We start from the raw sequence: 16085 nt of genomic DNA, 5'->3' as shown, positions 1-16085 counted from the left end.
CATAGAATGACATATATTACAATAGACGGTCGAAAAATCGGTCCAGAATATCCACCTTACATAATTGCAGAGCTTTCAGCCAATCACAATGGTGACATCAACCGTGCTTTTCAAATTATGGAAGAAGCAAAAAAGGCGGGTGCTGATGCGATTAAGTTGCAGACATATACGCATGAAACTATAACGATTGATAGCGATAGTGAGGAGTTCCAAATACATGGTGGGCTGTGGGATGGTAAGACACTCTACAAATTATACGAAGAAGCTCACATGCCTTGGGAATGGCATGAGCCGCTTTTCAAGAAAGCTAAAGAGTTAGGTATAACAATTTTTAGTTCACCATTTGACTTCACTGCCGTAGACCTTCTAGAGCAATTGGATGCACCAGCCTATAAAATAGCTTCTTTTGAAATAATCGATTTGCCGTTGATTAAGAGAGTAGCTCAGACTGGAAAGCCTATGATTATTTCTACGGGTATGGCTAATAAAGAGGAAATCGCTGAAGCGATTAAAACGGCAAAACAGAATGGCTGTACTGAGTTAGTAGTTCTACATTGTGTCAGCGGCTACCCTGCCCCAGCAGAGCAATACAACTTACGGACGATCAATGATATAAGTGGTAGATTTGGGGTTATTTCGGGTTTGTCAGATCATACAATCGACAATGCAACAGCAGTAGCATCTGTGGTTTTAGGTGCTAGTGTTATTGAAAAACATGTAACCTTGGATAGAAATGGTGGTGGTGCTGATGACAGCTTTTCAATTGAACCGCCTGAACTTTACGCGTTGTGTAAAGATGCTTCAACAGCTTGGAAGTCCTTGGGAAGGGTAAACTATGAACGAACAGAAGCAGAAAAAGGGAATGCTAAGTTTCGTCGCTCACTCTATATCGTAGAAGGTGTAAAAAAAGGGGAAGTGTTAAGTAAAAAAAACATTAGAAGTATACGGCCTGGTTATGGCTTAGAACCTAAGTACTATGAAGAAGTGCTTGGTAAACGAGTAAAGATAGATCTTTCTAAGGGGACAGCTCTTTCTTTTGATCATTTAGAGAAATAATGTAGCGATGAAATATTGCAAAAAATGTTTGACAACTGACCTGAGGCCAAATGCTTTATTCAATGATGGTGTATGCATTGCGTGTCATTATTCTACGGAAGACCTTCGAAGCAATGCTCAAATAAAGCTCAAGATCTTACGGGAAAAAATCAAGACTAGTAGAAGAAAGCAGCGTAATAAAGAGGCATACGACTGCATAGTTGGTGTTAGTGGTGGTAAAGATAGTACACGCCAAGCTCACTGGGTTCGTGATCGTTTAGGCTTAAGGCCTTTGCTGGTTTGTTGCGCCTACCCGCCAAAACAAATGTCAGATATTGGAGCTCAAAACTTAATAAACCTTATTGAAATGGGGTTTGATGTCATCGCGGCAACACCAGCTCCTCAGACAGCAGCTAAGTTGGCACTGGAGTCATTTCAACAATTTGGCAATGTGTGCAAATCGACTGAAATGTCTTTATTCTCAACAGTACCTCGCCTAGCAATTGAACTTGGTGTAAATACGATCTTTTGGGGTGAGAACCCTGCGTTACAAGTTGGAGATTCTGCTGTGGAAGGGTTTGATGAGTTTGACGGTAATAACCTGAGAAAACTTAATACCTTGACAGCGGGCGGGACTGAATGGATAAAAGAGGCAGTTCCTCATTCTTACTTAGGCGAGCACTATTTTTATCCGAATGAAATAGAGTTCGAAAGGAAAAAGATCAATATTTTCTACTTAGGCCCTGCGTGGGATGATTGGAGCAATGATGACAACTCGATATACGCATCTCTTCAAGGGTTAACCTTGCGTCCAGGAGAAGAGCGAGAAACTGGTGATCTATCAAACGCCTCAATGCTCGATGAGGAATTCACCAACATTAATATGATGCTTAAATATTACAAGTTTGGTTTTGGTCGGGCAACGGATACAGTTAACGAAAAAATACGTTTGGGCAAACTCAGCCGAGAAGAAGCAATTAAAATTGCAGAACAATACGATGGTGTTTGTTCAGATAGAATTATCAATAATTTTTCTAGGTATGTTGGTATCTCAGAGACTGAGTTCTGGAATATTGCGAATCAATGGGTTAATGGTGATATATTTGATATCCAAGAAGGTAGGCGTCCTATCAGAAAGTTTAAGGTAGGAAGCGATTATGAAGGTTAACATCTTAGATATTGGTTCTGGTAATATTAGCTCCATTCAGTCTTGGCTCGAAAACTCCAATATTGGTTCTCAAGTCGTAAACAGCCCTAGTGGAATAAATAGTGACTTACTTATTTTACCTGGAGTAGGGTCTGCGGGATCATATATGAAGCGTTTGAAGGATGGTAGGTTTGATCAAGCCATCTTAGAACATCTAGATAAAGGATGTCGCCTGTTAGGCATTTGTTTAGGTTTTCAAATTATGTCGAATTGGTCAGAGGAAGACGGGGGAGTCAAAGGGCTCGGCATCATTTCTGGCCGCGTCGAAAGGTTGCCGCATAATATGTCTCACAATAGTTGGGAGGCCATTAACTTTAACAGAACTAAACTGCTAGGGCAGAGTTTAAACAACAAGATGAACTACAGCAGGAAGCGTATTTTGAATGGTCGTGTTTTTTATAATCATGAGTACGGGTTTGTTAGTGATGACAAAGAAGCGTATACGGTGCCTGTCTCTAAACAACTAGAACAGTACAGTGGCTTTTTGGTGAAAGATAACGTTATTGGTATCCAATTTCATCCTGAAAAAAGTCAACGAACAGGTGCTGAATTAATATCAATGATTATATAGGCACAGAATTTATGCGAATTGGGTCAGTAGTACTATTTTACGAACAGTTTTGCCTCCAGTCCTATAATTGGGAAGCAAAGAGGCCGCTAGGTGACTTACAAAGGGTCTTGGACTCTTTAGAAGAGTATCAATGCGATGAGATTGCGATTATTCGTCCTGTCAGGTTCAATAATAACAACTATCAATCAGATGTAGAACATCTTAAGTCTGTCAAAACAATGACTCCTATTAGTTTTGGGGGAGGGATTCGCTCGGTTGAACACTTGATGTTGTTAAAGGGAATACCTGTCGAGCGCTTAGTGTTTTCTTCCTCTTTTTTGGATAAAAACAAGCAGTTGATTGGAATGGCAACTCAACTTTTTGGTAAACAAGCCATACAGTGTCTGTTACCTATGGTTAAAAATGATGATGGTGTGTTTGTCTACCGTTCAGACAAAGAAAATTTTATCCCTATAAATGAGATAGATCTCGATTTTATCGAGCAACATGCTAATGAAATTATTGTCGTAGACACTCAGCATGAAGGCTTACATGATGAGTTTGATTGGGTATTAGTTGATGAGCTAGGCTTTGCTGCAGAAAAACTAGTTGTAAGCGGGGGGGTCGGGTATCAGACAGTTAAAGAAGCGAAGAAGCGAAACGTCGCTTCTGTGCTAATTGATAATAAAGTTCTTCACAAAGAAACGTCTGTAATAGGTTATAGAAATGCAGCAACAATGTCCTAAGTGCTTATATCCAGTTAGTCATCCCTTTGGAATAGTCATCTCTGATTCGAGTTGCTCTGGTTGCAAAACCCATGATGAAAAATACTCGATTGACTGGAGTGCTAAGAGGGAGAAGTTAGAGAGTTTAATCAAACCTTATAAAAAAGCACATAGTCAATACGATTGCGTGGTTCCTGTTGTCGGAGATGCAGAAGATTTCTATACTTTGTCGCTAGTATTAGAGCTAGGTTTGGCTCCTTTAGTGGTTTGCGTCAATGATTACTTTAAGAATGACATTGGCTGGAAAAATCTTCATCAACTCATAACTTATTTTGACGTTGATTCATTCACGTTCAATCCTGATATGCGTGTATATAAAGATTTAGTACGTACATCTTTAAGAAAATTTGATCATATTCTATTACCATTTTTACAGCTACATACATCTTTTCCAGTTCATGTGGCCTATGAAAGAAAGATACCACTTATCATCTGGGGGCAGAATCAAGCCGTTGAGCAAGTTGGAAAATTCTCTCATTTTGACTGCGCGGAAATGAGTCGGTGGAGTCGTCGTGAGCATGATCTATTTGGCAAAGAAATAGAGACAGCTATAGGAAACGGAGCCCAAATAAATGAGAGGTGTTTGAATTATTACCGCTACCCAAATACAACCGATCTGGGCCGCAGGAAAGTTAGAGGTTTGTACCTTAGTAACTACTACAAGTGGGATCCGTTAAAGCAAAACCAAAGTGTTACGGACATGGGCTTTATACCTCAGCGAAATACCAGTTCTTTTGATGTATATGAGCGAGCAGGAAGCTCTGTTTATTATGATTTCCACGATCTCTTGAAGTATAAAAGGCAAGGGTATAGGAAAGTAACTGACCATGTAGCAAGAGAGATACGGCATAAACGACTTCTTACGACTGAAGGTCAAGCTATAGTAGATTTTTATACTCAATCTAAAACAGATGTAGAGCCTTTTTTTAAATGGCTGGGTGTTACAAAAAGCGGTTTAGATTGGTACAAAATGCATCGGTTACAGAATATGTTGCATCTAATTGGCGAGCCTTTATCAAACGAGATTACCCTCCCGAACTCGTTAGCACCGTTGTTAAATGATGGACAAGTGCAAAGTGAGAAACACGTGATTTTCGGTAAAGGCCTACACATATAAATGCTGGGTGTTGTTACTTGGCTGAATGCATGATATGCCTCCGATATTCTGTTGATAACTTATAATTTTATGGAAAGGTTTACATTCGCTTATGAGAGAAGTGGTATCAGAAGTCTATACATTAGTTGAGAAAGAATCTTTAGTCTTAGAATCACAGTTTATTCAAGTCAACGATGATAAGATCGTGGCCGATACAGTGTATTCTGCTATTTCCCCTGGTACCGAGAAGGCTGCTTGGTTGGGGAAGCCGCCCTTACGTCCGAGTATACAGTATCCACGATTACAAGGTTACTGTAACTTGGCTAGAGTCAAATGGGTTGGCGACAATGTAGAAGGTATTCAGATTGGAGACTATATCCTTACACATCAGTCACATCGAAGTGTAGTGGTTGTCAATAGGGGAGATATTCTTGCCCGGTATTCTCAATTGGATGAAGCTGAGCAAAAAGATATCTGTCTTACTTACTTGTATCACCTTGGATATAGCGCTCTGAAAAAAGCAGAGTATTTTCCAGGGCATAAGGTTGCAGTAATTGGCTGTGGAGCATTGGGCTTTACAACGTCCGCATTACTAAAATCGTTTGGCACTAGACCAACAATAGTGACAGGCAAAGCTGAGCTAGTTAATGGACAGTTCGTTGACGGTGGAGTCGATGTTTTGGACAAGAAGGAAGTTCTTTCACCCGCTGATAAGGCTTCGTTTGATATCGTCATTAATACTTCTGATTCATGGGAAGATTATGTTAATGGACTTGAATTACTTCGAGCAGGTGGAACGTGTGTGCTGTTGGGTTTCCCCGGCCGAGGCGAAAACCCACCAAGCTTTAATCCTTTAGATTCTCGATTGATGTACGATAAGCAGCTTTCACTGCATTATGCTGGTTATGTGTGTGAATCGGATATAGATATGCAGGATGTAAGATTTACATTGAAGCGCAACATGAGTTACCTAGCCTCACTTGTCTTAGAAAAGAAGTTGTCTACAAATGCATTAAAGCAGTTAGTTGTTTCATATGATGAACTGGATAAACTCTATGAGTTTTTGATCGAGCGTAAGACTAACTCGTTAACGGGAATACTAAAATGGCTTTAAAAGTTGGGATTGTAGGTTGTGGGCGAATGGGTGCTTTGCGCTCTAATAGATTACAAGGAGTTTTACCTCCTGGTTGGCTTCCTGTTTCTCATATGGAGTCTGTTATTGAGTCCCCACAGGCCTACGTAATAGGTGTTGCAGATGTAAGTCAATCATCTTTAAATTATGTAAAAAACGAATACGGCGTTGAGAAGACATACACCGACTATTCCGATTTACTAAAGAACGATATTGACATACTTACATGCGCAACTCGTACTCCAAATAAAGCAGATATACTGACACAAGCTATTGATGCTGGCATCAAAGGTATCTATGTCGAGAAGCCGTTGTGTAATAGTTTAAAAGAATGCAACACGATCTTGTCCGCAGCAAAAAAAAACAACGTTCTCCTTTCATACGGCGTTAACCGTAGGTTCCACGCTACTTACCTGAAAGCCAAAGAAATCGCACAATCGAGAGAGTTAGGTGAGTTAGTCGAAGTACGAGCAGACTTTGGCTTTTCACCTCTAATGTGGACTCACCCACATACTTTTGATCTACTTAATTTTTTTGGAGGCCAACCCACAGCTTTGAAGGCGTTACTGCAAATTGAAGGTGATGTGGTAAATTACGAAAAAAAAGTCGTAGATGCTGACCCTAAAATAGTTAGCGTAGAAATTGAATATGAAAACGGTGTGCTCGGTAAAATCAGTAAGTGTGGCGGAAACATAGTTACATTAATGCTCGAGTACGGTGTTATTATTGTTCATGGTGATGGTGCAAACTTACAAATTATGCGTCGTCCTAGTAAAAACTCTGAGTACTTTACCGACCAGACTTTTGTCAACCCGATGGGGAGCCGAGGGGCAACTGTGACAGCAATTGATGATTTGGTGAATGCTTTAACAGAGAATAAGCGTTTGAACTACATATCCGATGTTGATATTCGTAACAATATGCTATTGATACTTGGATGTGTTTGGTCTCAACTAAATGACTCATCTAAAATAGAACTCAAAGATATCCCTGAAGAATTAGTGCTGACGGGGCGTAGTGGTGAGCACTTTGCTTAGTTCTCTTAAAAATAAGATTCAGCAAATTCTTGTTTTTTTGCTAAGACTAGATACATTATTTGTATTGCTAAAGAAACATGATAAAGACAAATATTGTATTTTACTTAGTTGCCATGATGTAGACAGAGCTTTAATTCAGAATCAAGTTTACCACTCACCTTTGTTTATGGGGCTGAAAGTAGCTTTAAAGACGGAAAATATTTCCTATTATGAGCTCAGTAGCCCTCTTGGTGTATTAAGAAAACACCAGTTAACTAAAGGGTGTTTATCTTTTAATTACCTCATACTGCTAATAAAAGTATATACGTTGATACTTTCAAAATTAACTAAAAAGACTTCACTGGATATTAGAGTGGAGTTGGAAGGTGTTATATATAAACGTATACTGAAAAACTTAAATATCGACATTGTTTTTGCTATAGATCCGCCACATGGGTTGTGTAGTGCGTCCAGAGAGAACGGGATTAAAGTGGTTGAGTTGATGCATGGTAACAATTACTCGATTACAGATGAAGTATTTAGAGAAAAGTTTAATCGAATCGAAAAAACTTTACCTACAGATATTGTCTCTTTTGATGATTGTACAACAGACACATTGAAAGTATTAACAGGCGATAAACGAATTAAAACACACAACTCTATAAACCCATGGCACAATTATTGTGAAGAAATTGTGTCTATTGACTACTATAATAGTGTGCGGAATGATTTTGAGAAGAGAGTTCTCGTTTCACTCCAATGGGGTTATGACGGTGAGCGGGAGCCTCTGAGTAATATTTTAGATAATGGCGTAATTCATGATTCCTTGTTGTCTTTAATCAAGAATAACAGTGATTGGATGTTTTTCATTAGATTGCATCCAATCCAAATGATACGTCCTTGGTATAAGAGACATCGGCAGTTGATACAGCAGCTCAGTGATACTTATGAAAATGTAGATTTTGAATATGCTTCCTCTTCCCCTCTAAGTATTATGTTAAAAAAAGTAGATCTTCATATCACGATGTCTAGTTGTTGTACTGGTGAGGCTGCAGAACTCGGAGTACCAACATTGCTTCTTTGTCCGACATTAGAACAAGGGGGAGTCAACTATGGCCTTTTTCGTGAGCTACAATCAGACAACAGTCAATTAATAGAGTATGGCGAGCTACAATATGATTTTATCGAAAAGTGGGTAAGTGAAACTGATAGATTGAGTTACCAAGCCCATACATTTAGCCAGGAAAAGCTAGACTCATTCTATTTAGGTATATGTAAATTATGAGTAAGTATTTAGTTATTGCCTCTCCATCGATTGGTGGAGCAGAACGCAGGTTTTTTGATGTTTTTAAAAGTATGATCAAAAATAAAGAAGATATTTACCTTGTTGCACCAAGTTTGCTACTACAAAAATTAGACAATAACTATAAGTTAAATGAAAAAATCATTAGCATTGAACTAACTCGATGGTCTTATGTTCTGTTCTGTTTTAAATTTTACTTTGGTGTTGTGTGTAAATCATCGAAGGGCGATACCTTTCATTATCCACTTAACCCACCGTTTTTTTTACATTATTTTCCAATTAGGAAGTATTCAATATCATATTGCTACTGCTATGCAAAACCAAAGATATCGCTTAAATCAATAGGACTTAGCTTGCAGAGAATAGCAGGGATATTTGCTAGTAAAGTCGATGTCCTAAGTCCTGCAATTTATGATGAACTAAAAAAAAGTGACAAAAAATTTTCACTTACTCCTGGTGGGTCATTTGTGGATGCAGCTAACTTTAATACCAACGGCAAGAAAAATGATGTTGCAATCATTTCTCGACTTGAGGGTGGAAAAGGCATTGATACCTACATAAAAATAGTTGAACTGCTGAAGAGTGCTGAACTTGACTTAGACCAACCTCTCCCTAAGTTCCGAATTTACGGGGAGGGGTCAATGAAATCATGGGTAGAGAATGAAGTCACCCATTTATCGAATAAAGGAGTTGAGATTACGTATCATGGATTTGCTTCTCCTCAGCAGATTTTGTCAGAGTCAGGCATAGTCTTTTCGTTGCAAACTACAACCAATTACCCGTCAAGAGTAGTAGTTGAGTCATTACTCTCTGGAAGTCAAGTTATTGTGTTGAACTCTGGAGATACTCAAGAGTTTGGTCAAACTGTAGGTCTTCATTATTTGAACGAAGACTTAAGTAATTTAGTCGAGGTATTTAATGCAGTTTCTATGGATAAAATGTTACCAGGGTTAAAAAAAGACATATCTGAACTGGCTAAAGCAAAGTTCTATTCAACTTCATATCTTGAGTACTATAAACGAGTGATGGCATGATAGTTCGTGTAAAATCCAATGAGATTACTTTGTTTATATTTTACTTGGCTGTTTTATTGGTTATTTTTCTGTTGGAAGGTTATATACAACAGTGGCATCAAAATGATTTTTCCTATTGGTTCTCTAGTGATGGTGGCGAATATTATAGACTCTATGAAAAATTCTCTAATTATGAGTTGAGTCTATTAGAGCTACTACGCTTAATAACTGTAGGTATGCCTATTGCTTTACTTATGTTATTTGATGGAGAAGTGGTTCCAGTTGTTGTCTTTGCCAATACGATTTTTTTTATTTCACTAGCTATATATGGTAGGAAGTTAAAATTAAAAACCAGTTCTACGTTTTTAACTATCATAATGATTCCGGCTTTGTTTTTTGGTTTTATTGCCATTAATAAGGAGATATTTTTAATATCAGGTACGCTGCTGTTTTTATCTTATTATGTTAGCGGAAGTAAACGACTATTGGTTTTATCTATATTGGTTATGTTGATGTCCCGGTCATATATGTTGGCTTTTTATATATATGTAATGGCGGTTTTTCCAAGGAACTTAACTTATATTAGCTATAAACGCCTATTGCTATCAATGATTGCGATCAGTATGGTCTGCCCTTTGGTCTTGTCCTCCGGGGAGTTTGGTACAGCAGAAGATCTTCTAGCAGGTTCGGGTACATTAGCTCAGTTTTTTGGCAGTGGTATACGTAAAGGGCTTTATATCTTACTTTATCTTCCTAAATACTTATTCTTAATTGTCATGAGAATGTGGAGCGCCTATATGGAAGGTTTGTTTGGTGACTATCAGGCAAATCTTAGAGATTTTCTTCTGTCACTATATAGTATAGCTCTAATATGCTGGGCTTTCATCTTTAATCATCGTTATAAAAGTTACGAGTTCAGGTTCTTGATTATGGGAGTTTTTAGTCCTTTTCCGCTAATGTTCTCAGATATTGTTCATTGGCGTTACTACATTTTTTGCCTGCCATTTTTTATGACCTATATAGTTCTAAGAGGTAGGGAGCCCAAAATAAATAAAAATGATATTATGCTATCTAAATAGCTTGGCAATTCACTTGAATTTTGTAAGTTGTGTTGGAGTGCGCGACCTTAAGGGTTACGCCAACCGGCATTAACAAATGAGGTAATACGGTTTTGATTAGCATTATAAACTATGGAATGGGTAACATTGGTTCAGTTGCGAACATAATCAAGAAAGTTGGCGGCGAGTGTGAGATAATTACGACCCCTGAAGAAGTGGTTGCAGCAAGTAAGTTGCTTTTACCGGGGGTTGGTTCGTTTGATGCAGGAATGGCAGCGTTGAGAGCTAGTGGGCTAGAAGAAGCTATCAAATATAGTGTTTCTAAGCACACACCATTACTTGGGATTTGTCTAGGTATGCAGTTGCTGTTGGATAAAAGTGAAGAAGGCGTATCTACTGGGCTAGGGCTCGTGTCCGGAAGTGCGAAGAAATTTGATACGGCAAAGCACGGCATTAAGGTTCCTCATATGGGGTGGAATACGGTAAGTGTTGTAAAAGAGAGCGCTTTGTTCGCTGAAAGTGATACAGGTGACCGGTTTTATTTTGTCCATTCCTACCTTGTTGAGTGTGATGATGAAAGTGATATTGCTACTTTTTCTATCCACGGTGAGCGGTTTGTTTCTTCATTTGAAAAGCAAAATATTCTTGGCTGTCAGTTCCATCCAGAAAAAAGCCACAAGTTTGGGATGAAGTTAATGAAACGTTTTTTGGAGCTTTAAATGCTAAAACAGCGAGTGATTCCATGTTTACTGCTTAAAGGTGAAGGGCTAGTAAAAACAAAAAAATTTAAAAAGCCAAAGTATGTTGGAGACCCTATTAATGCAGTTCGCATATTCAATGACAAAGAAGTTGATGAACTTATCATCCTAGATATAGATGCTTCTCGTCTAGGTGAAGGGCCAAATCTAGAGCTAATCGAAAGTGTAGCCAGTGAGTGTTTTATGCCGTTGTGTTATGGTGGCGGCGTTAGAACACTTGAAGATGCCGAAAAGCTATTTCGAATTGGTATCGAAAAAGTATGTATCCAAACCTCAGCTATTTCAGAACTTTCACTGGTAACCGACATTGCGAACAAGTTTGGGTCTCAAAGCGTAGTCGTATCAGTGGATATTAAATCTACACTGTTTGGTAAAAACAAGTTGTACGCGGCTTCTACAGGGAAAACACTACCTCAGAAATGGGAGGAGAGAGTCAAAGAAATCCAACTAGCAGGAGCTGGAGAGTTAGTATTAAACTATGTTAATAATGACGGGCTGTGTTGTGGGATGAATTTACCGTTAATAGAAAAAGCTTCGTCAATTCTTGATATTCCAGTTATTGCAATCGGTGGTGTGGGCTCTCTCGGTGATATTAGTGATGCAGTAAAATGCGGTGCGTCAGCCGTTGCTGCAGGTGCTTTTTTTGTGTTTCAAGCGCCGCATGATGCGGTTTTGATTACCTACCCTAAATATAAAGACTTAGAAGAATTATTAAAAGGCATCTAATGAAAGGTGAAACAATTGTATGTAGTCGTTGCGTGCTTGATACTACGGTTCAAGATATTTTATTCGATGACCAAGGTGTATGTAACTACTGTCACGACTATGATGAGCGCATTGCACATATTACTTACAAAAGCCCAGAGCAGCGAAAATCTGACTGTGAGCAGTTAATTGAGAAGATTAAGAGAGATGGGAAAAATCAACAGTACGATTGTATCGTAGGGGTTTCTGGTGGAGTAGATAGCTCGTGGTCTCTTATCCAAGCTAAGAAGTTGGGTTTACGGCCGTTAGCAGTACACATGGATAATGGTTGGAATTCCGAGTTAGCCCAGAACAACATTGAGAATTTGATTAGTAACTTAGATGTTGATTTGTATACTCATGTCATAGACTGGTCTGAGTATAAAGGTCTTATGCAGGCCTTTTTTGATGCTGATGTGATCGATGTTGAGCTGCTTTATGACAATGCGATGTTGGCGGTAAATTATCAGCTAGCCAAAAAGCACGGTGTGAAGTGGATTCTCTCTGGATGCAACATGTCTACAGAGGGCGTAAGAGTTCCTACAGGATGGAATTGGCTGAAGAAAGACAAGCGCAATATAAAAGCGATTGCGAAGACAAAGAATATTAAATTGAAATCTTTCCCATCGATTGGGACACTTGGTTTTATTTACTCAGAGTTTGTTAAAAATATTAGGTGGATTCCATTTCTCGATTATTTTGAATTCGACAAAGAGTCGGCTCTCAATATGTTGGAAAAAGAGTTCGGATATAAAAGGTACCCGTATAAACACTATGAGTCAGTATTCACAAGGTTCTATCAAGGGCATTTGTTACCTGAGAAGTTTGATGTCGATAAACGAAAGCTCCATTTCTCATCTCTAATCTTGTCCAATCAAATGACTAGGGGAGAGGCGTCAGAGAAGCTGAAAGAAATCCCTTACCCGTCTCAGAAAGAGTTGGAAGAAGATATAGGTTACTTCCTTAAAAAGATGAGTTGGACAAAAGGGCAGCTTGTCGAATACATATCTAGGCCAGAGGTTAAACATGATACTTTTCCTTCAGAAAATAATTTTTGGGAATATTGTCGTAAGTTTTACTTTAAGTTCTTAAAAAAGAACTAGAGGTTTTTTACGCCATTTTACAGGTATTTTAAGTCTTGGTGTGAAGATGAAAACAGAGTGATAGAACTTGTAACCTGTCGCTTTTATTCAAAGTAAATAATTTAGGTTTTAAATTTTTAATGTTATTTAACTCTGTAGAATTTTTATTTTTATTCTTGCCAGTTGTTCTTTGTATATATTCTCTTTTGAAAGTTAATACTAGTTCTGATACGACTAAGGTTTGGCTAATTTTTGCGTCATTATTTTTTTACGCCTGGTGGGAAGTTGACTATCTAGCCATAATCTTGTTATCAATCTTTGGGAACTATTTAATATCCTGGGCTATTAATTACTTCAAAAACAAGCCTGTGCTTGTTTTTGGGTTGATATTTAACCTTATCCCTCTGCTTTACTATAAATATAGCTATTTTGTTTTAAATAATGTCAGTTTACTCTCAGGGAGAGATTTTAATTTTGAAAAGGTAATTTTGCCTTTAGCTATAAGTTTCTTTACTTTCCAACAGATTGCCTACCTTGTGGATGTATATCGCAGTGAAAAAACACTTAGATATAAATTTATTGACTATTTTTTGTTTGTCACGTTTTTTCCACAGCTTATAGCTGGTCCTATAGTTCATCACTACCAACTAATTCACCAATTTAATAATAAATCTAAAGTATTCCACGATAAGTTGGGACCTGGATTTATTTTGTTTTGTATTGGCTTGTTTAAGAAAGTAGTTATTGCAGATAGCCTCTCTGTCTATGCGAACCTCGCTTTTGATACACACGTTGGCTCTTTGAGTCTTATGGATGCGTGGGTAGGAACAGCAAGTTATACGCTTCAGTTGTATTTTGACTTTTCTGGATATGCAGATATGGCTTTGGGGATTGCTATGATGTTCAATATTGTACTTCCCATTAACTTTAACTCACCGTATAAATCAACATCAATTAAGGACTTTTGGTCTCGTTGGCACATTACTCTTTCTCATTGGTTGAGGGATTATATTTATATCCCTTTAGGGGGGAACCGAAACAAAACGACCAGAAATGTCCTAATTACTTTTATCTTGGGTGGAATTTGGCATGGTGCTGGTTGGGGGTTCATTGTATGGGGGGGGATTCATGGTGTATCTCTGACCATCTGTAATTTATGGTCTAGATTGGGTGTTCGTATTCCTACTTTAATATCATGGGCAATAACTTTATTTGTAGTACACATTGGTTGGGTCTTCTTTCGAGCCGAGAGCTTACAAAAATCAGTTAGTGTTCTAAAAAGCATGTTTTTCCTTCAGGAAAACCAGGTGAGCGTGCTTAGTTATAATGCAGAAATTGTGTCATACAATTCATTGATTCTAATTGTTTTGTTTTTTTTGGTTTCTGTTGTATTTCCAAATTCAAATCAAATACTTAAGAAGTACCTTGATGATACTCCTCGATCATTGCTAATTAATGGTAAGTTATTCATATTTGGAGTTCTGTTTGGTCTATCTACGGTGATGTTACTTTCAACTGAACATCAAGAGTTCCTCTATTTTAACTTTTAATTATGATAAAAATATTAATTTTTCTTCTCGGGTTTGTTTTGGCTGTGGCACCAGTTGCGACCTACAATATATATCTAGACCATTATGGATACGTAAGGCCTATAACTAATAATCAGTTTCTTAATATCAATGCCCCCTATGATTGGGCATCTCGTTCATCGATATCATCCGTGAGAAATGCGGCTTGGCATATAAAACACGCAAAAAAGCCCCCTGCATTGTTGATGGGCTCTTCACGATCCAGTGGGTTCTATGGTCCGGTACTAGCATCACAACTTGGTACTAGCTTAGTCAAGTTAGACCTTCCAGGTTCAACACTAGCCGAGCATAGGTATAATTTAGACGGGATTCTACAAGAAGGAGCCCGTCCTAAGCATGTTTTCATCGCAATTGATGACTTTGATCTGTATTACAAGGAGGGTTATTCGGGACGTTTATTGTATCCTACAACTGTTATGTCTAGAATAGATTTCTATGTAAGTTGGTTGTTTAATTTGCCGACATTGATGGATGCAGAAATTTCTCTTAAACATAAAGGTGAATACCAAAGAATTGGATTTGGTGAGCTTTTTGAACCGACAGAGCACCCAAGCCGTATTAGTATTAATCAAGGCTTGAATGTACCTGCAATGGAGGCTAACCAGTTTTCCCCTGGAGATAATGACTTCTTTATTGATGAGAATCTAGAGTTTGTCAAAGATATTGTTGTACTCTCCAAAGAATATAATTTTGAACTTACCTTGTTTTTTACTCCCCGTTGGGTAAAAGCATATTACCGTAGAGACCATGACAAGCTCTTTCAGTTTAAAAGACGCCTTGCAGATATCTATCCATTTTATGATTTTTCTTATGTAAACGATTATATGATCGATTCTCAATATTGGATTGATTCCTCACATTTTGATACTAATCTAGGTATGATAGCCTTCGAAAAAATATTGAACGAAAAAGAAGAGAGCACTCCCTTTGGTAGGTTTATTTATAAGGAAAATGTCGATGAGCACTTAGAGGAACTAAAAGTAAATTTATTAGAGAACTTGAATTCAGTTTTGAAAATATACCCCGATATGGTTGTTTCTCCAATTCTAGAGGGATTTATAAACCCGAGTTATATTCGTATTAACCTGCCTGATGACTATATCAAGATAGTGTCTCAATATCGAGAGTATACTTTTGTTGAGGGCGTCATTGAATACTCTAAATTTTTAACTATCAAGTTAGGTCTGACTGGCTATCAACCTTTAACCAATTCAAAAAAAACCATAGACCATAGCTTTGCTTGGAACGCTGAGTATCGCGGGAAAGTTAGTTTTGGAGTGGGGAATCGTTATTCAAATAATAAGCAGATAACGTTCCTCTCTGAAAAAATAAGGCCTAACGGTAACAAGCTCAGTTTAAATGGCGACAACGGCTCTTCTGAAGTAAAAGAGGTATACGTAACTATTGATATCAATGAGATTATAGTGAATGAGGAGGTTGACCATATTTTCTCCAACGATATAGCATCAGTATATCAACTCGGTGGAATACTGATAGTCGAGTCTGAGAAATGTTCAGGTGACCTTGGGGTGAGTATATATACTAAGAACGAGAATGGTGTAAAGGAAATTAGTGAGAAAGGAAATATGTCCCTAGATTGTAGCAATGTGAAGAAAATAAACGGAAAGTATTATGGTGCTTGGATAGTACCGAATGATACTTATGAAGTAATCGCGCTAAACTAACAGTATCCTTTACTTAGTGATTTCATTTAAAG

At 38.0% G+C, this 16085-nt stretch carries 15 protein-coding genes; all 15 read left to right on the top strand.

The window, feature by feature from the left end; genetic code table 11:
* Positions 1 to 6 precede the first annotated feature (6 nt).
* The 15 genes from pseI to ACP45E_RS09710 all read left to right on the top strand — a co-directional run bounded on the left by pseI (position 7) and on the right by ACP45E_RS09710 (position 16053).
* Positions 7 to 1056 carry a pseudaminic acid synthase gene (pseI, locus tag ACP45E_RS09780; RefSeq protein WP_017037941.1) on the top strand — a complete coding sequence of 350 codons (1050 nt, stop codon included), beginning with the start codon at positions 7 to 9 and terminating at the stop codon, positions 1054 to 1056.
* Positions 1057 to 1063: 7 nt separating this feature from the next.
* On the top strand, positions 1064 to 2203 hold the full coding sequence (locus ACP45E_RS09775) for an N-acetyl sugar amidotransferase (protein ID WP_069584943.1): 1140 nt from the start codon (positions 1064 to 1066) through the stop codon (positions 2201 to 2203).
* Positions 2193 to 2813, top strand: coding sequence for an imidazole glycerol phosphate synthase subunit HisH (hisH, locus tag ACP45E_RS09770; RefSeq protein WP_017038332.1), 621 nt, complete (start codon positions 2193 to 2195; stop codon positions 2811 to 2813). Before ACP45E_RS09775 ends, hisH (ACP45E_RS09770) begins: the two co-directional genes overlap by 11 nt.
* Positions 2814 to 2920: 107 nt before the next feature.
* On the top strand, positions 2921 to 3538 hold the full coding sequence (locus ACP45E_RS09765; protein WP_241824295.1) for a HisA/HisF-related TIM barrel protein: 618 nt from the start codon (positions 2921 to 2923) through the stop codon (positions 3536 to 3538).
* On the top strand, positions 3519 to 4694 hold the full coding sequence (locus ACP45E_RS09760) for an N-acetyl sugar amidotransferase (RefSeq protein WP_017038330.1): 1176 nt from the start codon (positions 3519 to 3521) through the stop codon (positions 4692 to 4694). The genes ACP45E_RS09765 and ACP45E_RS09760 overlap by 20 nt, the downstream gene beginning before the upstream one ends.
* 91 nt (positions 4695 to 4785) lie before the next feature.
* On the top strand, positions 4786 to 5787 hold the full coding sequence (locus ACP45E_RS09755) for a hypothetical protein (RefSeq protein ID WP_017038329.1): 1002 nt from the start codon (positions 4786 to 4788) through the stop codon (positions 5785 to 5787).
* Positions 5778 to 6842, top strand: coding sequence for a Gfo/Idh/MocA family protein (locus ACP45E_RS09750; RefSeq protein WP_017038328.1), 1065 nt, complete (start codon positions 5778 to 5780; stop codon positions 6840 to 6842). Before ACP45E_RS09755 ends, ACP45E_RS09750 begins: the two co-directional genes overlap by 10 nt.
* Positions 6835 to 8106: a hypothetical protein gene (locus ACP45E_RS09745; protein WP_069584941.1), complete on the top strand. Its 1272-nt coding sequence runs from the start codon at positions 6835 to 6837 to the stop codon at positions 8104 to 8106. Before ACP45E_RS09750 ends, ACP45E_RS09745 begins: the two co-directional genes overlap by 8 nt.
* Positions 8103 to 9158 carry a glycosyltransferase gene (locus ACP45E_RS09740; RefSeq protein ID WP_017038326.1) on the top strand — a complete coding sequence of 352 codons (1056 nt, stop codon included), beginning with the start codon at positions 8103 to 8105 and terminating at the stop codon, positions 9156 to 9158. Before ACP45E_RS09745 ends, ACP45E_RS09740 begins: the two co-directional genes overlap by 4 nt.
* Positions 9155 to 10216, top strand: a complete 1062-nt coding sequence (locus ACP45E_RS09735) for a hypothetical protein (protein WP_017038325.1) — start codon at positions 9155 to 9157, stop codon at positions 10214 to 10216. Before ACP45E_RS09740 ends, ACP45E_RS09735 begins: the two co-directional genes overlap by 4 nt.
* Before the next feature lie 92 nt (positions 10217 to 10308).
* Positions 10309 to 10914: an imidazole glycerol phosphate synthase subunit HisH gene (hisH, locus tag ACP45E_RS09730; RefSeq protein WP_026026670.1), complete on the top strand. Its 606-nt coding sequence runs from the start codon at positions 10309 to 10311 to the stop codon at positions 10912 to 10914.
* Positions 10915 to 11679, top strand: coding sequence for an AglZ/HisF2 family acetamidino modification protein (locus tag ACP45E_RS09725; RefSeq protein ID WP_017038323.1), 765 nt, complete (start codon positions 10915 to 10917; stop codon positions 11677 to 11679). It abuts the gene before it with no gap.
* Positions 11679 to 12800, top strand: a complete 1122-nt coding sequence (locus tag ACP45E_RS09720; RefSeq protein ID WP_017038322.1) for an N-acetyl sugar amidotransferase — start codon at positions 11679 to 11681, stop codon at positions 12798 to 12800. Before ACP45E_RS09725 ends, ACP45E_RS09720 begins: the two co-directional genes overlap by 1 nt.
* 119 nt (positions 12801 to 12919) lie before the next feature.
* Entirely contained in the window at positions 12920 to 14329 is a 1410-nt protein-coding gene (locus tag ACP45E_RS09715) for an MBOAT family O-acyltransferase (protein ID WP_017038321.1), read from the top strand.
* A 170-nt stretch (positions 14330 to 14499) separates the two neighbouring features.
* Positions 14500 to 16053 (top strand): hypothetical protein, encoded by a 1554-nt coding sequence (locus ACP45E_RS09710; RefSeq protein ID WP_141707275.1) that lies wholly within the window; start codon positions 14500 to 14502, stop codon positions 16051 to 16053.
* Positions 16054 to 16085: the final 32 nt, after the last annotated feature.

It is taken from the genome of Vibrio genomosp. F10 str. 9ZD137 (assembly GCF_049974785.1).
Taxonomy (GTDB): domain Bacteria; phylum Pseudomonadota; class Gammaproteobacteria; order Enterobacterales; family Vibrionaceae; genus Vibrio.
Note: the sequence above shows the minus strand (reverse complement) of the source record. Positions and strands in the feature narration are given on the sequence as shown.